Source organism: Bacillus coreaensis (assembly GCF_050586445.1).
Lineage (GTDB): Bacteria > Bacillota > Bacilli > Bacillales > Cytobacillaceae > Robertmurraya_A > Robertmurraya_A coreaensis.
Genome location: NZ_JBOCCY010000007.1, coordinates 165,893 through 184,568, shown reverse-complemented (window position 1 = coordinate 184,568; position 18,676 = coordinate 165,893). Strand labels below are relative to the sequence as shown.

At 37.0% G+C, this 18,676-nt stretch carries 20 protein-coding genes; 3 read left to right on the top strand and 17 right to left on the bottom strand.

The window, feature by feature from the left end:
• Positions 1 to 252: 252 nt before the first annotated feature.
• Positions 253 to 729, bottom strand: a complete 477-nt coding sequence (locus tag ACQ5H4_RS13350; protein WP_430775424.1) for a GNAT family N-acetyltransferase — start codon at positions 727 to 729, stop codon at positions 253 to 255.
• The gene (locus tag ACQ5H4_RS13345) at positions 729 to 1,244 is read right to left on the bottom strand and encodes a GNAT family N-acetyltransferase (RefSeq protein WP_430775423.1); all 516 of its coding nucleotides are present in this window, start codon (positions 1,242 to 1,244) and stop codon (positions 729 to 731) included. Before ACQ5H4_RS13345 ends, ACQ5H4_RS13350 begins: the two co-directional genes overlap by 1 nt.
• 204 nt (positions 1,245 to 1,448) lie before the next feature.
• Between ACQ5H4_RS13345 and ACQ5H4_RS13340 the strand changes: the two genes are divergently transcribed.
• The gene (locus tag ACQ5H4_RS13340; protein WP_430775422.1) at positions 1,449 to 1,985 is read left to right on the top strand and encodes a GNAT family N-acetyltransferase; all 537 of its coding nucleotides are present in this window, start codon (positions 1,449 to 1,451) and stop codon (positions 1,983 to 1,985) included.
• Positions 1,986 to 2,031: 46 nt separating this feature from the next.
• Here the strand turns inward: ACQ5H4_RS13340 and ACQ5H4_RS13335 are convergent, their stop codons facing one another.
• The 8 genes from ACQ5H4_RS13335 to ACQ5H4_RS13300 form a co-directional block, all read right to left on the bottom strand.
• Positions 2,032 to 2,667 carry an FMN-dependent NADH-azoreductase gene (locus ACQ5H4_RS13335; protein WP_430775513.1) on the bottom strand — a complete coding sequence of 212 codons (636 nt, stop codon included), beginning with the start codon at positions 2,665 to 2,667 and terminating at the stop codon, positions 2,032 to 2,034.
• Positions 2,668 to 2,797: 130 nt separating this feature from the next.
• On the bottom strand, positions 2,798 to 2,944 hold the full coding sequence (locus ACQ5H4_RS13330; RefSeq protein WP_430775420.1) for a hypothetical protein: 147 nt from the start codon (positions 2,942 to 2,944) through the stop codon (positions 2,798 to 2,800).
• Positions 2,945 to 3,049: 105 nt separating this feature from the next.
• On the bottom strand, positions 3,050 to 4,519 hold the full coding sequence (locus ACQ5H4_RS13325) for a DUF4153 domain-containing protein (protein WP_430775419.1): 1,470 nt from the start codon (positions 4,517 to 4,519) through the stop codon (positions 3,050 to 3,052).
• Positions 4,520 to 4,587: 68 nt separating this feature from the next.
• Positions 4,588 to 5,223 carry an HAAS signaling domain-containing protein gene (locus ACQ5H4_RS13320; protein ID WP_430775418.1) on the bottom strand — a complete coding sequence of 212 codons (636 nt, stop codon included), beginning with the start codon at positions 5,221 to 5,223 and terminating at the stop codon, positions 4,588 to 4,590.
• Positions 5,204 to 5,551 (bottom strand): PadR family transcriptional regulator, encoded by a 348-nt coding sequence (locus ACQ5H4_RS13315; protein WP_430775417.1) that lies wholly within the window; start codon positions 5,549 to 5,551, stop codon positions 5,204 to 5,206. Before ACQ5H4_RS13315 ends, ACQ5H4_RS13320 begins: the two co-directional genes overlap by 20 nt.
• 179 nt (positions 5,552 to 5,730) lie before the next feature.
• Entirely contained in the window at positions 5,731 to 7,221 is a 1,491-nt protein-coding gene (locus ACQ5H4_RS13310) for a glycoside hydrolase family 32 protein (protein ID WP_430775416.1), read from the bottom strand.
• Between the two features lie 260 nt (positions 7,222 to 7,481).
• A complete protein-coding gene (locus tag ACQ5H4_RS13305; protein WP_430775415.1) occupies positions 7,482 to 8,531 on the bottom strand; it encodes an NAD(P)/FAD-dependent oxidoreductase in 1,050 nt (349 codons plus the stop codon).
• Between the two features lie 140 nt (positions 8,532 to 8,671).
• Positions 8,672 to 9,235 carry an FAD-dependent oxidoreductase gene (locus ACQ5H4_RS13300; protein ID WP_430775414.1) on the bottom strand — a complete coding sequence of 188 codons (564 nt, stop codon included), beginning with the start codon at positions 9,233 to 9,235 and terminating at the stop codon, positions 8,672 to 8,674.
• Between the two features lie 361 nt (positions 9,236 to 9,596).
• On the opposite strand from ACQ5H4_RS13300, the gene ACQ5H4_RS13295 reads away from it, so the two are divergent.
• Complete coding sequence (locus ACQ5H4_RS13295) at positions 9,597 to 10,187, top strand: guanylate kinase (RefSeq protein ID WP_430775413.1); 591 nt, start codon at positions 9,597 to 9,599, stop codon at positions 10,185 to 10,187.
• Between the two features lie 53 nt (positions 10,188 to 10,240).
• On the opposite strand, the gene ACQ5H4_RS13290 is transcribed toward ACQ5H4_RS13295, so the two are convergent.
• From ACQ5H4_RS13290 to ACQ5H4_RS13275, 4 genes are all read right to left on the bottom strand, one after another.
• Positions 10,241 to 10,987 (bottom strand): GTP pyrophosphokinase, encoded by a 747-nt coding sequence (locus ACQ5H4_RS13290; RefSeq protein ID WP_430775412.1) that lies wholly within the window; start codon positions 10,985 to 10,987, stop codon positions 10,241 to 10,243.
• A 108-nt stretch (positions 10,988 to 11,095) separates the two neighbouring features.
• Positions 11,096 to 11,731: a pyridoxamine 5'-phosphate oxidase family protein gene (locus tag ACQ5H4_RS13285; protein ID WP_430775411.1), complete on the bottom strand. Its 636-nt coding sequence runs from the start codon at positions 11,729 to 11,731 to the stop codon at positions 11,096 to 11,098.
• A gap of 90 nt (positions 11,732 to 11,821) precedes the next feature.
• Positions 11,822 to 13,870 carry a CocE/NonD family hydrolase gene (locus ACQ5H4_RS13280; RefSeq protein ID WP_430775410.1) on the bottom strand — a complete coding sequence of 683 codons (2,049 nt, stop codon included), beginning with the start codon at positions 13,868 to 13,870 and terminating at the stop codon, positions 11,822 to 11,824.
• A 32-nt stretch (positions 13,871 to 13,902) separates the two neighbouring features.
• Complete coding sequence (locus tag ACQ5H4_RS13275) at positions 13,903 to 15,477, bottom strand: BCCT family transporter (protein ID WP_430775409.1); 1,575 nt, start codon at positions 15,475 to 15,477, stop codon at positions 13,903 to 13,905.
• A 186-nt stretch (positions 15,478 to 15,663) separates the two neighbouring features.
• Here ACQ5H4_RS13275 and ACQ5H4_RS13270 point away from each other — a divergent pair, with 186 nt between their 5' ends.
• Positions 15,664 to 16,350 (top strand): TetR family transcriptional regulator, encoded by a 687-nt coding sequence (locus ACQ5H4_RS13270; protein ID WP_430775408.1) that lies wholly within the window; start codon positions 15,664 to 15,666, stop codon positions 16,348 to 16,350.
• A gap of 19 nt (positions 16,351 to 16,369) precedes the next feature.
• Here the strand turns inward: ACQ5H4_RS13270 and ACQ5H4_RS13265 are convergent, their stop codons facing one another.
• From ACQ5H4_RS13265 to ACQ5H4_RS13255, 3 genes are all read right to left on the bottom strand, one after another.
• Complete coding sequence (locus ACQ5H4_RS13265) at positions 16,370 to 16,924, bottom strand: DUF2179 domain-containing protein (protein WP_430775407.1); 555 nt, start codon at positions 16,922 to 16,924, stop codon at positions 16,370 to 16,372.
• A gap of 166 nt (positions 16,925 to 17,090) precedes the next feature.
• A complete protein-coding gene (locus tag ACQ5H4_RS13260) occupies positions 17,091 to 17,897 on the bottom strand; it encodes a GGDEF domain-containing protein (RefSeq protein ID WP_430775406.1) in 807 nt (268 codons plus the stop codon).
• 45 nt (positions 17,898 to 17,942) lie between these two features.
• Entirely contained in the window at positions 17,943 to 18,644 is a 702-nt protein-coding gene (locus tag ACQ5H4_RS13255) for a cache domain-containing protein (protein ID WP_430775404.1), read from the bottom strand.
• Positions 18,645 to 18,676: the final 32 nt, after the last annotated feature.

Genomic DNA, 18,676 nt, shown 5'->3' with positions numbered 1-18,676 from the left:
AGACAATTTTCTTTTTACTAGTTTCCTTGAAAGTAGTACCACTGTCAAAATAGCTAGTAAGTACGCAAAAAGAAACAATAGTATATGGATATTAAAGTCTAATTCTAGGGAGGTCATACTATTTTCCTACTTTCACTACCTTACTAATACTCTTAATATCGGTTGACCACCCAATTTATTAAGTAATAAAACAGAAAAATCCCCTCCATATAAAATAGAGCTACCCAATCAGCAGCTCTAGGTAAGGAAAACTTATATACGTAGAGTCATAACAAACTGTTCCCCAAGCGAACCAATCACTCTTCTTCCCGTATCTTGAAATCCTACTCGTACATACAGATTTTGCGCTGGGACATTTTGATGATTAACCCCTAGAACGATTTCGTCACAGCTTGGAAACTGATTTTGTATATATTTCTTGAGCAACAGTAATCCGAGTTTTGCATAACCCTTCCCCTGTTTTGAATAATCAATGGAGAATGCCGTTAAAAGCATAGCATTTGGGTTAGTGGAATATTCCTTCACACGTGAAGTCGAATGCAAAATAAAAAAACCAACAGGAACGTCATCTTCTACAATCACAATCGGAAATTGTCCCTCTTGCACTTCGAGCACATGTCTAGGCAAGGCAGTAAACTTCACTTGATCGCTAGGAAGTTCAAATGTAAGTAAACTCTCCTTATATTTTAGTTGGAATAGATCTAGACTAATATTTTTTGTTTGGCTCATTATTTTCTCCACTCTTCCTCAAGGATGGCATAGTAATACTCATCCCACCATCCATCATCAGTAGGAATACATTTTTTAAAATATCCTTCCCGTCTCATCCCGATTTTTTCCATTACACGGAAGGAACCAATATTTTCAGGCTGACATGTAGCGATGATTCGATGTAACTTTAATTCCTCAAATCCATACTGCAAAACTGTTTTTGCGGCCTCGGAGGCAAAACCTTTATTATAATAATCCGGATGGAACACCCACCCAATTTCATAAGTATGTTCTCCAAAGTAACGGTGAAAGACAATATGTCCAATAATAGTATTACTTTCTTTTAAAATAACCGGGTATTTCTCAACCTTCTCCCCCATATTTTTCACTATAAACTGCTTAGCATCTTCCATAGTGAAAACCCCTTCTGGAATGTATCTCATCACATCAGCATTTGATGTATATTCGTAAACTGCATGGTAGTCGTTTTTATCAAAACCTCTGATAATTAACCGTTCTGTTTCTATAAACATCGTTGCCACTCCTATAAAACAGAATGTAAATCTCCTAGACTAAACATTCGATATAGATGGAAATATTTCCTTCTTTCTAAAATATTAGATTGCTGAATGGAAAAAAGAACATTAAGATTAAGTTATCTAGATTTTAGGAGGCAAGATTTTATTGCGTAGCATGATGTGATTCCTTCATATAAATACAAAAAAAGGGAGAACAATATGACGAATTTATTTAAGGGGAAATTAATAAAACTTACTACTGTCCGAGCAGAGGACGCAGCCATTATGGCATCTTGGGAGGAAAACTCAGACTATTTACGTAATCTTGATACGGATATCGCCTACCCGCATTCGATTACGGAACTTGAAGAGGATAAAGAACGAAGCCATAATTCAGCGTATTTTCGTTTACGAACGATAGAGGATGACACTTTAATCGGTTTTGTTGTCATCCACTCTATTGAATGGAATAATCGGGTCGGTTCTTTAGCCATTGGAATAGGAGATACAAACTATCAAAATAAAGGCTATGGTAGTGAAGCATTACAATTAATTCTTCGTTATGCATTTCATGAGTTAAATCTACATCGAGTTGGTTTGGACGTCATTGGCTATAACAGTCGGGCGATCCGCGCATATGAAAAAGCAGGTTTTATTGAAGAAGGAAGACTTCGTTCCGCTATTTATCGTGACGGGCGTTATTCCGATCGTATTATGATGGGGATTTTAAGAACAGAATGGGAACAACAATTCTAAAGCAATAGATCAAAAGAGCCAACGAGTTTTTCGTTGGCTCTTTTGCTTAAAATGTATGGGCTAAATCCTTGGCTCTTGCAATTGCATTTTCTTTGATTTCTTGTGCTTTATCTGGCATAGCATTATGACCTTCAACAAATAATCCTTCAAACGAAGGTACTCCATAAAATTGCATTATAACACTTAAATAACGGTGTCCCATTTCGAGGTCTGCAGCAGGTCCCTCGGAGTAAATCCCACCACGCGCTTGAATATGTAGCGCTTTTTTATCTGTTAATAATCCTACTGGGCCTTCGGCAGTGTATCTAAATGTTTTCCCAGCAACAGAAACGGCATCAAGATACGCCTTCATCACAGGAGGAAATGAGAAATTCCAAAGCGGAGTAACAAATACATACTTGTCAAAAGAGATAAATTGATCACATAGTTCTCCAAGGCGCGCCACCTTCGCCTTTTCCTCTGAAGAAAGCTCGTCAAAACCTTTTCCTGACTGTAATTTCCCCCAGCCACTGAACACGTCTACATCAATTTGAGGTATATCCTCTTTGTAGAGATCTAAGTGTAAAACTTCATGATCTGAATTCTTTTGTTTGTACGAGTCAATAAATGCTTTACCTACAGCCATACTATAAGACTGTGTGTCATCGTGTGGATGAGCAGTAATGTATAAAACTTTTGTCATATTCTCATCTTTCCCTTCTTTCATTGTTGTGCATTCTAGTTTGTGAGAAAATGACTTTTGTATGCATCTAACTGAAATTTTTACACATGAAAAAGGGACGCTCCTTTGAATGCCCCTTTCCTTCCATATTTTAGTTCTCAGTTGTAAAAGGATTTCCACTAATGTTTGCTCTCATTACATCAGTGAGCTTAAAAGGCTCTTGCTCTTGCTCTTTCACTTCCCCTTCTGCTGGGGCTCCATGCAAACTTCCATCGTAGTGCATCGGTTTTCCATCCATATGTATTCACCTCCATCAAAAGATAGTATATACAACATCTTACTATTTATTTCAAATCGAAGACATATTATTTAAAATATTCTAACTATTTTTGTACTAATGTGATTATTTATTTTCCTCTAAAAAATTTAACTTTCCTAGCTCTTTATCTGTCTTCGTTCGCGTTAAGTTGTAGGACTGCCAAGAGGTATTTTTTAAATAAAACCGTTCTGCTTTCCTTTGCTTGAGCAACTCTTCTAATCCGGGTATATTGGCTCCACTTTGATAAAGATCAATAAGCCCAAGTGTTCCTGTGTCTGAAAGATTATTTAAATAATAAATGTCAATTTTCCCAGTTATTTCGTACCTCTTAATATTTTGTTCGACAACAAATTGATCAATATTTGCAACATTGATACCAACATAATAGACGAGGGCCGCAATGAAGTAAAAATGAAACAAAGATAGTTTCTCAAGCCAAATTTTCACCAGTGTATAAGCAAATATTACCGTTAAAAAAATCATAAACGAATGAGCAAGTACTCTTGTAAAAGTAAAGCCATACGCCTCTTCGTACATCATCATACGCATAAACGCCGAGATCAGAAGAATAACACTTGAAAGAACTAAAACAGACAAAGCTATACGAATGAACTTCTTTATGTTACCGTATACTGTTCGCGAGAGTTGAATAGAGCCTGTTGTAACAGATAGGTTGATCATGGTTACAAAGAGCAATTCAAAAAAGCCGCGCCGTGCATATTCGGCATACGTATATCCATCCTCCAATGAGCCACTAAAAAAATACGTAAATTGAACCGCCACAAAAGCGATATACACAAAATCTAACAAAAGTAATACGGTCAGTGTAACGACTCCGTCCATCGATAGGGGCTTTATTGGTCCTTCTTTTTGTATGATTTTATGGTTCTTAATAAATAGTGATTGCATATACCCGAAGAAGCCAAATGTATAAATAAGTACAATGATGGTTCTAATAAGTAACTCCACATTAATGCTAAATATATACGGAATCTCCATAATCAATCGTTCAAACTGGGCATCTGCAGAGATCAGAAGATTTAAAACAATGAACAAAACGGGAACGGATAGGGTCATACCCAGTATTATTTTTTTCCATACTGCAAAATTCCTTTGGTTCCCCTTCTTTGATTGGTTTGTAATGTATTTGGTAAAGAACACATGATAGCGCAAGCCGTCAATTACACGTAGAAGCGTGTAAAAGAAGAAATAGAAATTATGCCAAACTCTATTTTTAGAGGATGTTACTAGCGACAACTGCAAGATCACAAGAGCTGGGATGACAACTATATTTAACGCATAAAAAAGCTGTGTGTCATAGAGATAGTATCCGGCAGTTAATAACCAAATACAGATTAATACGAAATATCCAACCCTTTGGTGTGAAAACGGAAACTTACGAAATCTCCAGAAAAATACCGTATAAAACAAAATGATAAAAACAAAATAGGATATTCCAATTTGATCCTTAAAAAATGCCTCTTCCCCAACAATTCCTAAAATGAAACATAGAGCCATAAAGATCCAATCGTTTTTCAACAGTTTTTCATTCATCATAGTTCCTCCTTTTATATCGTTTTTCTATATACATAGTTTTACTATGTACTATGACAAAAAAAAGCTCAGATTGACGCTTTTTTCCCCCAGCGATAGCTGATGATGCAAACTGGATAAAGTAGAAGTGTTAAAAAAATACAGACACCGATAAAGGTTTCAGTTAATAGTGGATGAAACCATTCACGCGGAATAAGATGGAAGACTGTTAATACCATTAAAGTTACATTCGGTATTAAAGCTAAAATAAAGGTCTTTTTCATAACCCTTTTCCCTTTATGACCAAAGCCCCTCCCAATCTCATATCCTAGAAGTGCCCAAAAAAACATATAAATGAAAGCAATGATGATAGGAAAGGACGTAAGATTAGACCATAAATTTGTCAGCCACTCCCAGTCAAGAAGATTATGAGCAAGTGTGAGTACGGCCCCACCAGTAAAGAAAAGAATATTCACAGCAATAAACAACCACTTCATATTGCTCGGTGAAAAGGAAAGCTCTTCTTTCCATATCGCAGCTATCTCTTCTGGTGTACCAAATCTTGAGTACACTTCTTCCCGAATTTCGTCATACTCCATTTTGTATAAACTTAATAAAAGTTCATCCAGATGCATTTCATATTCAGCTAGTATGGATTCCTTTTCTTTGTGGTTTCCGAGGCTTTCTTTCAGGCTTTCTAAAAATTCACTCTTCAGCCGTTCCATGTTTCTTTCTCCCCATCATCCTGTTCATTACCGAAACAAAATCATTCCACTCACGTGTTTTTTCCAGCAGCATCGCTTTTCCCGCTTCTGTAATTTTGTAATATTTACGAGCTGGACCTTTCTCCTGCTCTTTCCAGTAGCACTCAATATATTCCTGCTTTTCAAGCTTATGTAGTGCCGGATATAAAGTGCCCTCTTTCACCGAAAACTCATTTCCGCTTCTGTTTTCAAGTTCTTTTACAAGCTCGTAACCATACATATCCCGCTCTTCTAATAGCTGAAGTAACAAAAGCGAAGTACTACCTTTAACCAATTCACGATTAAACATCTTCTCACCTACCTAGTTTTTTTAGGTATATAGAAATTCTACCTCTTAGTTTTCTTCCTGTAAAGGATTCTTGATAAAAAAAAGAAATATTTTACAAGCAATATCAGTTTTAATCCCTTATACAACAAAACCCACACCTTTACTTCCTGAAAGGTCGTGGGTTTCACAGGATAATATCATTAGGCAAAAAGATCACTCATTGGGTGAATAGATTTTTTCAAGTCCCATTTTCTTATGTTAACAATGCTTATCTCTTCATCAGAGAAAAAGCTGATATCCGTAGAGTTTTCACTTGGATAAACTCTTGCTGACATGACTTTTTCTCCCTCGTTAATAAATACTTCTACCGAAGAGTGATCAACAAATAGGCGCAGATGGAGAAGATTTTCTTTTAGTATTACTGGTGCTTTTCGTATTCCTTTTGGACCTTTTCCAGACCGCTCCCGGTCTAAGATCACCTTTCCTTCTAGTCGGTTATAAGCGATAACTGTTTCCTCATTCTCACTCACTCGAACCTTCACACCAAACTGTTCGGCGGATTTTGCATCAATTGTTACCTCAAGCTCATAACTTCCCCCCATAAGTTCAGGAACAATCTTCTCTTCTTTTACCGTCACATGTTCAAGCTGAACCACATTCCCACGAAGTTCCTGTAACTCTGGAACAGGTTTGCTATAAATTTCTCCATCCACCCATTCAAGCTGTCGAGGAATCGTCATAGCTCCTGCCCAATTGTATTCTTGCTCAGGCATGTGACTCTCCCACATCGCCATCCAGGCAATCATAATACGTCTTCCATTCGGATCTTCCATCGTTTGCGGAGCATAAAAGTCAAATCCATAATCCAATAAATGAAAATCGCCATGTGAAAGTACACCTGTATGGTAATCTAATTCCCCTACTACATAGCCTGCTTGATGGAGATTATGATACAAATCTCCTTTCGGCTTAACCCCTTGTGGTGACATCATTAGTACATCATGACCTTCCAAACGAAACACATCAGGGCACTCCCACATAAACCCTAAATTCCCGTCACTTTTAGCCATAACACTTATAAATTCCCAATGTACTAAATCACTAGAACGATACAGCAACACTTGTCCATGATGTTCCTTCGTTCTTGAACCTAACACACAATAATAGTCATTATCCTGTTTCCACACTTTTGGATCACGAATATGATACGGATGAATATCACCTATAGGAGCTTCAGTTATAACCGGATTTTCTTTAAGCTTTGTAAAATGAACTCCATCTTCACTTACCGCCAGGCATTGCACTTGTAATAAATCTTTATCATGGTCATCCCCTGTCCATGTATTCCCCGTATACATCACATACATGTTCCCGTCTTTTTCAATAGCGCTTCCTGAAAAGCAACCATCCTGGTCATATTCTTCCGTTGGTGCAAGCGCGATCGGCAAATGTTCCCAGTGAACAAGATCTTTACTTTTTACATGTCCCCAATACATTGGACCCCATTCAGGTGAATACGGGTGATGTTGATAGAACAAATGATATTCTCCATTAAAAAAACTAAACCCATTTGGATCGTTCATCCAATAGGCAGGAGTGGTTACATGATAATTCAATCTCCAATGATTTTTATTTACGGTTGGTTGTTCTTTTATAATTGAGTCTATTGCAGTATGTAATTTAGTCACCATCATACCTCCTTAGGAAAACGCTTTAGTATTCTTAGACTTCATTGTATCCATCCAAAAGAATTTATGTCAACGTGATTTTTCACTAAAACACACCAGTTTTTTTACTAATAAAAAACTTAAACAGACATCCGATGCTAAACGAAACAATTGAGTTCGAACGTATATAAATACATATGTCTGAACCTTGAGATATTGCTTTTCCAGATCGATAGGGATAAAAAAAGAAGATTAACGATTGCGTTAACCTTCTTGACAGATATCTATTTTACCAATTGTTTCACTAACTCCCGATTGCGCTTCTTGAACACATCATTATGTGATGAAACCATTGCTGCTTGATGAGCATCTGGTTCAATAAATTTCTTTGCTTTATTCACAGCGTTGGCTGCGTCTTGGAAAGCTCCCGCAATTAAGTTCAATTTCCCATCGAACTTAAGAATATCACCGGCCGCAAATAATCCTGGAACCGAGGTTTCACTATAAGAGTTCCCCTCAATATAAAAATCCTCGAGCATATTGATATGTAAATCGCTGTTTTTCAAAAGACCTGCATCCTGTTCATATCCGTGATTAATTACTACCTCATCAACCGATAACAGAGTTGCCTCCCCAGTTACGTTATTAGTAATCTCTACCTTTTCAATCAATTCCTGATCATTAGTAGCTATTAACTTCGTAATGGACGAAGTACATAAACAAGTCACTGAGCTATTTTGTAATTGTGACACTTGTGCTTCATGACCAGACATTTTGTCTTTTCGGTACGTAATGTAGACTTTCTTTGCAACAGGCTCAAGCTCATTTGCCCAATCCAACGCAGAATTTCCACCACCTGAAATGATTACGGTTTTATCCTTAAATTGCTTTAATGATTTCACGGTATAGTTCAGATTAGATACCTCAAACCGTTCGGCTCCTTCAATGTTCAGTTTTTGCGGCTTCAGAATTCCACTACCAACGGCAACAATCACTGTTTTTGAAAAATGATATTCACCTGAGGAACTTTCAAGAACAAAAATACCGTCTTCGTTTCGTGCGATAGAAACTACCTTTTCATTAAGTGCCACTGTTGGGTTAAAGGTAAGTCCTTGTTCAACCAGTTGCTCGATAAGTTTTGCTCCAGGAACTGGTGTCATCCCTCCAACATCCCAAATCATTTTTTCTGGATACACATGAATCTTTCCACCTAATTGAGGCTGAAATTCAATTAATTTCGTCTTCATTTCTCTTAAACCACTATAAAAAGTAGAGTACAGCCCTGCCGGCCCGCCTCCGATGATTGTTACATCAAAAAGATCCATTTTCTCCATTGTCACACTCTCCTATAACCAATTGTTATTGATTATCATTCTCATTAACTATAACTATACGATCTTTTTAACATTATGACAATCAAAATATTCAAAAAAGGGCAGAAAGTGTTAATACACACTTTTCTGCCCTCTTTGTATTATGCTTTTAATACATCGTGATCCACATAGCGTTCTCCGTTGATTTCGCTAATCACATTAATGGCTACTCTGGCTCCGTCACCAGCTGTAATAATGGTATGAACACTTACTCCAGCAATCGTTCCTGCAGCCCAAACTCCTTCGATTTCAGTTTTACCATTCGCATCCACTGCCACATTTTTAGGAATTCTTGGCTCTGTTCCTGGTTTTGTTGTTAGTCCCATTTTTTCTGCCAAATCGGCTAATACCCCTGTCGCTAAAATGACATGCTTTGCTTCAAAAGTTTGTTCTTCTGTTTGAACAGTAAATCTATTTTCTCCTTTTTCAATATGGACTACAGGAAGATTAATAATTTCAGCTCCAAATTTTGCTGCTTGTTTCTTTCCTGTTTCCACTAAGTCTGGGCCAGTCATTTCAGACACACCATAATGATTTTCAACCCAAGCACGCTTCGTGATACTTTTATCATGGTCAAGTAATAATGTTTTTTTTCCAGCCTTTGCTGTAAATATGGCGGCACTCGCTCCTGCTGGACCTGCACCAATTATGGCAATATCATACATAAAAAAACCTCCGGAATTTTTGAAATTATAAGTTAATTTTATTAAATAATGGTATATGTGTCAAAGACTGTGCTCATCTCAATCAATACTGTTAATTTATCTTACAAAAAAACAGGTTAATTTCTTGCGTTTTTCTCTTAAATTTGGCATTCTTATATTAAGTTATCAGAATATTTTACATAATCATTATATATGATGATACCAAATGCCTCCTAGATTCGCCTTCTACTGTATCTCTGCAAATATTTGTTATCAGATTTATATGGCACTTTCTGCTATAATAGGATGATATAGATATTTATTTGTTTTCACCTTTCACTTTGTTTGAAACATTTTAAATATATTTTTCAGGAGGTAATCTATGTACGAAATTAAAGATAAACAAAAATTATTTATTTACACAGGTCCTGATGGGTCTGGAAGAAAAACGATTGCTAAAATGGTTGCTACTGCTTTTGACATGGAGACAGTTCTTTCTTATACCACTCGTTCAGCACGTCATTACGAACAAAATGGAGAAGATTATCATTTTATTGATGAAACTACATTCAAGAAAATGGAGGACAATGGAGAATTTCTTGAGAGTGTAGAAATTGATGGTTTCCATTACGGTATACGTGAAGAAGATATTGTTAAAGCCTTTGAATCCCATAATCTTGTTTATTTGACACTCAATCCTGAAGGTACTGAAAAATTGAAGGAAATGTATGGGGACCGTGTTATGCGTTTCTTCATTTATGCCGATCGAGATACGGTAGTCTCCCGTCAAAAGGAACGTCAGGACAACGAGGAAGTTATTAACCGCCATATGTCTCATTATGACGAAACTATGGCATATAAAAATAGCTGTGAGCATGTATTTGAAAACTATGATTCACCACAAACTTCTTTCCGCATCAGTGAAGTAATTGAAGCATTCCTTGATAGAGACTTCCTTGTAACAGATTATTAAGATAAGGAAAGGACGATTGAAATATTTTCAATCGTCCTCTTTCATTGTCTCTGCTACTCTTTATCCTTAGACAAGCTCTCTAGAAGTGCCATCGGTATATTTAGTTTTTGTCCGCTAGCATTCAAAAGGTTCAGCTCATTTTCTATGTCATCTTCGTTATCCAGCTTACGTATTTCTTCATGTAAAACTTCCATTTTTTTGTCTAGCATCGCTACCGTGTCTGCAGCGTTTTTCAGTTCTTTCGATAAATAAGCGGGAACTTCGTTCTCAAATTTATAATAAATCTTATGTTCAAGACTTGCCCAGAAATCCATCCCAATGGTACGGATTTGTACTTCCACATAAACATTTTCAATGCCATTTGACATAAACACTGGAATTTTCACAATTAAATGCAAGCTTTGATAGCCATTTGGTTTAGGATAATTAATATAATCCTTCTTTTCTACTACTTCGATATCGCTTTGGTTCTCCAGCATTCTACTTATCTCAAAAATATCAGAAATAAAGGAGCAGGTAATCCGAATTCCCGCAATATCTTTAATGTTTTCCTTTATGCTTGGCAATGATAAATCTAGATTTTTTCTTTGTACTTTTTTAAGAATACTTTCTGGTGATTTGATTCTAGATTTTACATGTTCAATAGGGCTGTAATCATGAATATATTGAAATTCCTGCTTTAAAATATCAATTTTCGTATTTAACTCATCAATACCAAATTGATATAGCATCATAAATCTTGTTAGTTCGTTTTTAAACTTTTTTAATAGCTTTAAGTCTAGTGCTTGATTGGAACTCATCGGTACTATTTCACCCTTTAAAAAAGAAGTATTTAACCCGAGTTAAATGTACACCTCCTCAAAAACATTGTCAATTTAAAACACAAGGACGAATTTTCAAACACACCCTTAATAAAGTCTTTCCTTGTAGCTTTCTTTCAGTCCTTCTTCTACCGTCTTAGCAGTCGTATTCGGTAAATTCACATGTTCAGATATGATAGTAGCTACTGAAGGCAATAGTCCTCTCTCCGGCCATGAAGAAGGATCCCATAAACCTGATCGAATAAATGCTTTTGCACAATGAATAAAACACTCTTCCACATCAACAGCAATTCCTACTAACGGCGACTTCCCCTTTACCGCCATACACTCCAGTATTTCCGGATCTTTTATGAGGGTAGCCTGTCCGTTTACCCGCAAAGTTTCGCCCAGACCAGGGATGAAAAAGATCAAGCCCACTCGTGGGTTAGATAAAATATTCCGCATAGAGTCCATCCGCTTGTTCCCTGGTCTTTCAGGGATGACTAACTGGTTTTCATTTAACACGTGTACAAATCCAGGTAGATCTCCCCTCGGTGACACATCACAATACCCTTCCTTGTCAGACGTGGATAATACTAGAAATGGTGACTTCGAAATAAAATTTCTACAATGGTTATCAATAATAGAAATGGTCTTGTTTTTGACGAGCTCACTTGGAAATCCCATCATCGATCGAAGTTCATCCTCTGTACGAATTGTATCTTTATAATATATTTTTTTCACGTATTAACCCCCTTTTATCTATAGTGTAATTGTATAATTTGCAATTGTAAAAAAATACCCTTACATATGAAAATGCAAGGGCTACTAACACTATAACAAATCACGAGGAATCTCAGATGTCCATGTTTTACTAAACACCTGTTTCTCCCCCTCAAACGCATGTAATTCATTTTGTATAAAAAAAGTGCTTTTATCTGCACACATCGTACTGAAACTTTCAAGCCTAGTCTGCCAATCTCCTCGACCTACATTCAATTTCCATTCACAGGTTACTTTTGCAGATAGTGGATCCCCATCCTTAATCCGATAGATATTTCTATTTTCACTTCCATACTCAATATCGTTACTTATTAAGTGACGTGCTCCTTCATCAGAATAATCCTCAAGTACCCATTCACCAGTAAGTGGATTGTGAGAGATGTTACGTGATCGGCTCTCGTCTCTTAGAATCTTTCTTTCCATCACAGGTGCAGTTTCCGGTATATCGAATTCATGGAGAGTGTTATCTAATGAAGAAGGATTTCGTAATGGAAGACTCAATTTTGTATTTTTCCCACAGTATAATTGTAATGTAACTGGTTCTCCTGAAGGCCATGCATGAGGCCAGTATGTTGGTGACAAAGCCACTTGCCATCGATGACCAGCTTTCAACTTATGACCTACTGCATTTAATTGAACGTTTACAGTGTAGCGCTTCCCTGGTTCCAAAGGAGTAGGGTGCTCGTGGCTATCACGGTGGGTTAGATTCAGTAATCCCCAGCTTACTAATGTCGATGCCCCATCTTCGTCCACATCACATAGCCGAACTGAGAGTAAAGCATTGGGCTTATTAGAAGACACTTCCACGGACACTTCTGGAAATCCGAGAATTTCTATATCATGTTGTAAAGGTTCAGAAGAGAAACATAAGGCTGAACCATTCTCGAATCGCTGATCAGAGGCTAAATCACCTTCTTGCCCGAAAGGACACCATACACCCGAATATAATCCATGACTTTGCACACTAGGAACGGTAACAATCTTTTCCTCTAATGCCCTTTCAGTAAACTTTCCCTCACCTAACCAGTACTCCTCAAATTGTATATTTTGTGATGGCCACTCTGTCTCCGCCACCCATTTCCCCGGTCTTTCTTTGTAATTTACTTGTGGAGGAACACTATCTTGAATCCAAGTTCTAAGTAAAGGCTCATCAATCACACCGGTGTCTTTCCCTTTTAACCAGTGATCCCACCAGCGAATACATTCCTGAAGAAATCCAATTGCAGGACCGGGTATTGCTACCTCCGGATATTCATGTGCCCATGGACCAATTAATCCCTTTCGAGGACCTTTCAACCCTTCAAGCAATCGAAAAATTGCATTTGTATAACCATCAGCCCAGCCACCGACTGCAAAGACAGGAATAGTAATCTTTGAATAATCCTCACAAACGGACCCATGCTTCCAATAATCGTCACGACGCTGATGTTCGACCCACTTCTCTACAAATGGAGGTGTCTTTTCTAGACGCTCAAGCCAAGAAGTCCTCCATCCTTCCCCAACAATCCGAGGGTCTGCCGGGCGTCCATTGTATACAAGCATTGTCGAAGCCCACCATAACATATCTGATGCAAGAAGACACCCACCCATATAGTGGACATCATCTGCGTAGCGATCATCTGTTGAGCATAAAGTTATAATCGCTTTTAATGCAGGATGTTGTCGAGCTGCAACCTGAAGTCCATTAAACCCTCCCCAAGACTTTCCAATCATTCCAACACTTCCTATTGCCCATGGCTGCTCGGAAATCCAGCTTAATACATCCAACGCATCTTCTTGCTCTTGAGGTAAGTATTCATCATAAAGAATTCCTTCCGAATCCCCAGACCCTCTCATATCTACTCGTATACTAGCATATCCATGTCCTGCAAAATAAGGATGACGAATGGAGTCCCTCAACGCCGTAAAATCATTTTTTCTATAAGGAATATATTCTAGTATAGCTGGTACTGGATTTTGTTCAGCATCAGTCGGCATCCAAATCCGTGCAGATAATTTAGTACCATCTGACATAGGAATCCAAACATGCTCTATCTCTTGAATTTCGTGAGTATACTCTGTTTTAATAGACAGATTCGTATCACGCACATTAAATACCACGAAAAAACCTCCTTAGTAACATTCTTTTTCTATTAAAAACTTTCCTCCTTGTCTGTCAAAGCAGACTGTCTTCCAGTTACTTTTCTTTCGGGATTTAAAATGGGTTGATCAGTTCCGAAGTCCTGCTTTAACCATCGAACTAATGAGGTTGCTAATAACAAATAAATTATAATAACAGGAACAGAAACAATAACAGATGAAGTTTGAATTACTTTAAGACCACCTACCATTAATAGCGCGACTGCCATGATTGCAAGAATTGCCCCCCATAACAATCGGTGCCAGCGTGCAGGTTCTTGCTGTTCCTTTAATTCTTTTGTTGCAATTGCTGATAAGATGTATGTGGCAGAATCAAGTGATGTAGCTAGGAAAATAAAACCAAGTACAACAAAGAAAATGAGAACTAACTTGCTAAGAGGTAAAGTGTTCAATAATTCTACAACAACAGATGGCCCACCTTGATCACTTAAAATTTGAGTGATCGGAAGGATATTATTGAGCTCAAGATGCATGGCGTATCCACCAAAAACGGCAAAATAGAGCCAACTTCCTAATGACCCCCAAAGTAGAATCGAGCTTATTAGTTCTTTTATTGTTCTTCCTTTAGAGATACGCGCAACAAATAAACCCATAAAAGGTGCTGTAGCAGCAAACCATGCCCAATAAAAAACCGTCCATGCCTGTGGAAATCCACCTTTATTTATTGGGTCTGTATAAAAACTCATTTGAACGATATTTTGTAGCATTAAACCAAGGCTATTTGTGAAATAAGAGAGGATAAATAAAGTTGGTCCTACTAGGAGAACAAAAACAGCAAGACCCAAAGCTAGATAAACATTGATATCACTTAGCTTACGGATTCCTTTATAAAGTCCTAGATAAGCACTAGAGCAATAAATAACTGTCCAAATTAAAATGATGACAATACTGAGTCCAAGTGATTGCTTCATACCCAAAATTTCACCTATTACTGCTGAGATCATTGGAACACCAAGACCTAGGGAGGTTCCTAAACCACCCACAAGACTCCAAATCACTAAAATATCTATAATTTTACCAATCCATCCGTCTGCATATTTACCTAATGCACCACGACATGCTGTACTAATTTTTAATGATGATTGCTTTTTGACAAAGAAAGAGTATGCAATCGTGACCGTTGGTAACGCATATAATGACCAAGCGGAAATTCCCCAATGAAATAACCCATATGTAACGGCCCACTCTGCTGCTTCATTGCTATTTGGCTCAATACCGAAGGGAGGACCAATATAATAGTAGATTGGCTCCATAATAGACCAGAACATGATGCTTGTTCCCATCCCTGCACAAAATAACATAGCACCCCAGCTGAAATTTGAAAATTCAGGTTTCCCTTCCCCTAGCTTTACCTTCCCATATCGCCCGAAAATCAACCAAACTAGTAAGACAAATAATCCAACTGTTAAAAGTTGAAAAGTCCAATCTAGTTTATAAGTAATTTGTGTCATTAGGTTATTTAATACAGGTTCTGCAGCTTCTTGATTCAGGACTAGTAATAATGTTGCCGCAACAATGACTAATAACGAAGACCAAAATACCACTGGATCAACTTTTACCTTTTCCATTAATCCAACCCCTTTTTTTCTTTTTAATTTTTTTCCAAAAACTGCTTTATTCGTGCTAAAATAAAAAGATAATCGTGATTATTTTTTAACTATGATTATAATAGCATAGAAAAAATTTCAAAACAATATTAAATATTCAGATAATTGTTGTAGAATATAATTATACACTTGTGAGGAGAATGATATTTGAACAAGAAGGACATCAAAAAGAGTAGAATGTGGAAATACTTTGTAGACTCAACAGCTGATATTATTGAAGAGGAAGGTATAGACAAAATTACCATACGTAAAGTTGCTGACCGTGCAGGATATAACAGTGCAACTATTTATAATTATTTTACGGAAGTTTCTCATCTGATCTTCTTTGCATCTATGAAGTTTCTAAAATCATATACGGATGAAGTCGCCATCTACATGCAGAGGGCGAAAGATCCGCTCGAAAAGTACTTATTGGCATGGGAGTGCTTTTGTAAACACTCCTTTGAGACACCAGAAATTTTTAATGCTGTATTTATCATGGATTTAGGGGAAAACCCAGAAAAGTTACTAGAAGAATATTATAAAACTTATCCAAGTGACTTGATAAACATCCCTGAAGAACTTAAACCCATTTTATTTGAAAGAAATGTCTCTAAAAGAGGAAGGTCCGTCCTTGAACTTGCAAGTAAAGCAGGCTATATCAAAGAAGAAAATATTGACGCAATTAATGAAATTACCATTCTTATTTGGCAAGGAATGTTTACGAATATCTTAAACAATCGTAGAACATATAATTTCGATGAAGCTGCAACGATCACGATGAATTATATTACAGAAATCGTTCGAAACGAAAAGGTGTTTAACTTTAATACAATTAAAAACACATCTGATTGAGGTCAGATGTGTTCTTTCATTAAGCGTGGTTTTCCTCTATCTGTTTTTTCATTTTCTTCCTTTTCTTCATTGCCTTTAGCAAGAAACCACCTTTAAATGTTTTCGGTTCATAGGCAATTATAAATGCATTCGGTTCATATTGCTGAATCATGTCGTATAAACCTTCTTCTTGGTTTCTCTTTGTTAATACCTCTAACTTATATCGAATGGCTTCGATTCCCTCACCTTCGTAAACAGTCACGCCATAACCATCTTTACGAAGCTGCTCAACCAGATTCATATTTTTATTGGTTAAAATCACTTGAATCGTTGTATATCCAATTGCTAATGCTTCTTCAATCATGGATCCAATGATGATACCTAATCCAAATCCAATGGCATACACAATCATCACAACTACATTTTGCTCCCCATTAAATACAATCGATAGTCCGAATATGTATATGAGTGCCTCAAGTAACCCTAGAAATGCTGCCTGCATTCTCAACCCTTTTACTAGGAAAATGGTTCTCAGTGTAAAGGTTGGAACGTAAATTAACTGAAGAACTAGTACAAGAATAATATCTTTAACCATACATATTCCTCCTTTCATTGTCACTCTGCACAGTCTAACGAAAAAATGGGTTTCTGTAAATCCCCAAATTTGTTTTCTGTAATCTCTACCTGTTCCCTAAAAAGAGTGGGAAGTCTACATCAAGGAAGCTTGTCCCTTATATGAGACAAGCGTTACTTTTAATCATTTATTTTACTTCGTCCGCCGTCACTGTTTGATTTCTTCCATTTCCTTTTGCTCGATATAAGGCTTGGTCAATTAAATTAAATAACTCATTGTGATGGCTGGCAGTGTTTGGCATATTTCCGACACCAACTGAAATCGTGACTGCCTTACCATTGGGACTGCTTGTTTCTTCTGTTGTTTTCCTTATTCGTTCAGCAATTTGGTACGCTTCTTCTATATTAGTATTCGGTAAGAGAATCAAAAACTCTTCTCCACCGTAACGGAAACTAATGTCACATTCTATTGTTTGCTTCCGAATAAGTTCTGATAAGAATCTTAAAACTTCATCCCCCATTAAATGCCCATAGGTATCATTGACCATTTTAAAATGATCAATATCGAACAGAATGATTGAATACTCCTTAAATTGATGAATACGCTTTTGTAGAGTGCGACGATTTAACAATCCAGTTAATGGATCAAGTGTAGCTTCATTTTCAAACATTTGAATTTGTGTTCGATAGTGGTCTACCATTAAAAACATCGTGTGCTTTAACTCATTCACTTCGTAATAGCCTTCAGTAATATCTGGCCTTGTAATCGTTGTTTTTTCCGCCACTTGATGAGCATACTGTGCTAACTCTCGAAGTGGATGTACAAATTTCCTCAATAGATAAATAGAAATGACCAAAACTAAGATTACGAACGGAAGAGTAAACTTTCCAACCTGCTTTATTAACTCGATAGAAGGTTGAATATAAGAATTTTTAGGAGTCTGGCTCACAATTCCCCAATTACTTGTTTTTACATGTGCATAGCCTGCAAGCATTCTAATTCCTTTCGAGTTTGTTATTTCAATCTTACCAACTTTGCCCTATACAACACGTTTAACGGCACCATTTTCTATAACATTATCACCAATCCGATTTCTCTCTGGATGATAGATGATATTTCCTTCTGAATCCACTACATACACATAAGAATCGACTGCATGTTTCGGATGAAGACTTAAAGTATCTTTGATGCTATTGTCTTCACTTAAGTAAATCGTTCCACCAAGAAATCCGAAGTATGCTCCTTTATCATCGAATACCGGTATAGAGATGAGAATTATTAGTTTATTCGTCACCTCGCTGATATATGGCTGGGAGATCAGCGGCATTTTCTTGTTAATCGCATCGCTAACACCAATAGTATCAATCTTTACTCCTTCTAAATCAAGATGTGGAGCAGAGTGGACAATTTCTCCTTCTTTATCGACTAAAAAAACTGAATTAAAAAAGTTGGTTGAGGTTAGTACTTGATTTAACTCTCCATATAGTTGATCACCATCCTGAGTAAACGGGTAAATCGAACCGGCACTCACCTCAAGCGTTTGCAACATATTTCGAAAAAGTAAGTCTGTTGTGTCTGCCAGCTTTTCTGCGTACACCTGATTTTCACTTAAATAACCTTTTTCTCTATTTTCTTTACTAACGATGATACTCGAAATCATCACTCCAAGATACGTTCCGAACATTGCAAAGGCTATTAATAATAATATGATTGATTGTAAAGTGATTTTTCTTTTATTCATCTGTTTCTCCGCATAGATGTAATATTTTCTGT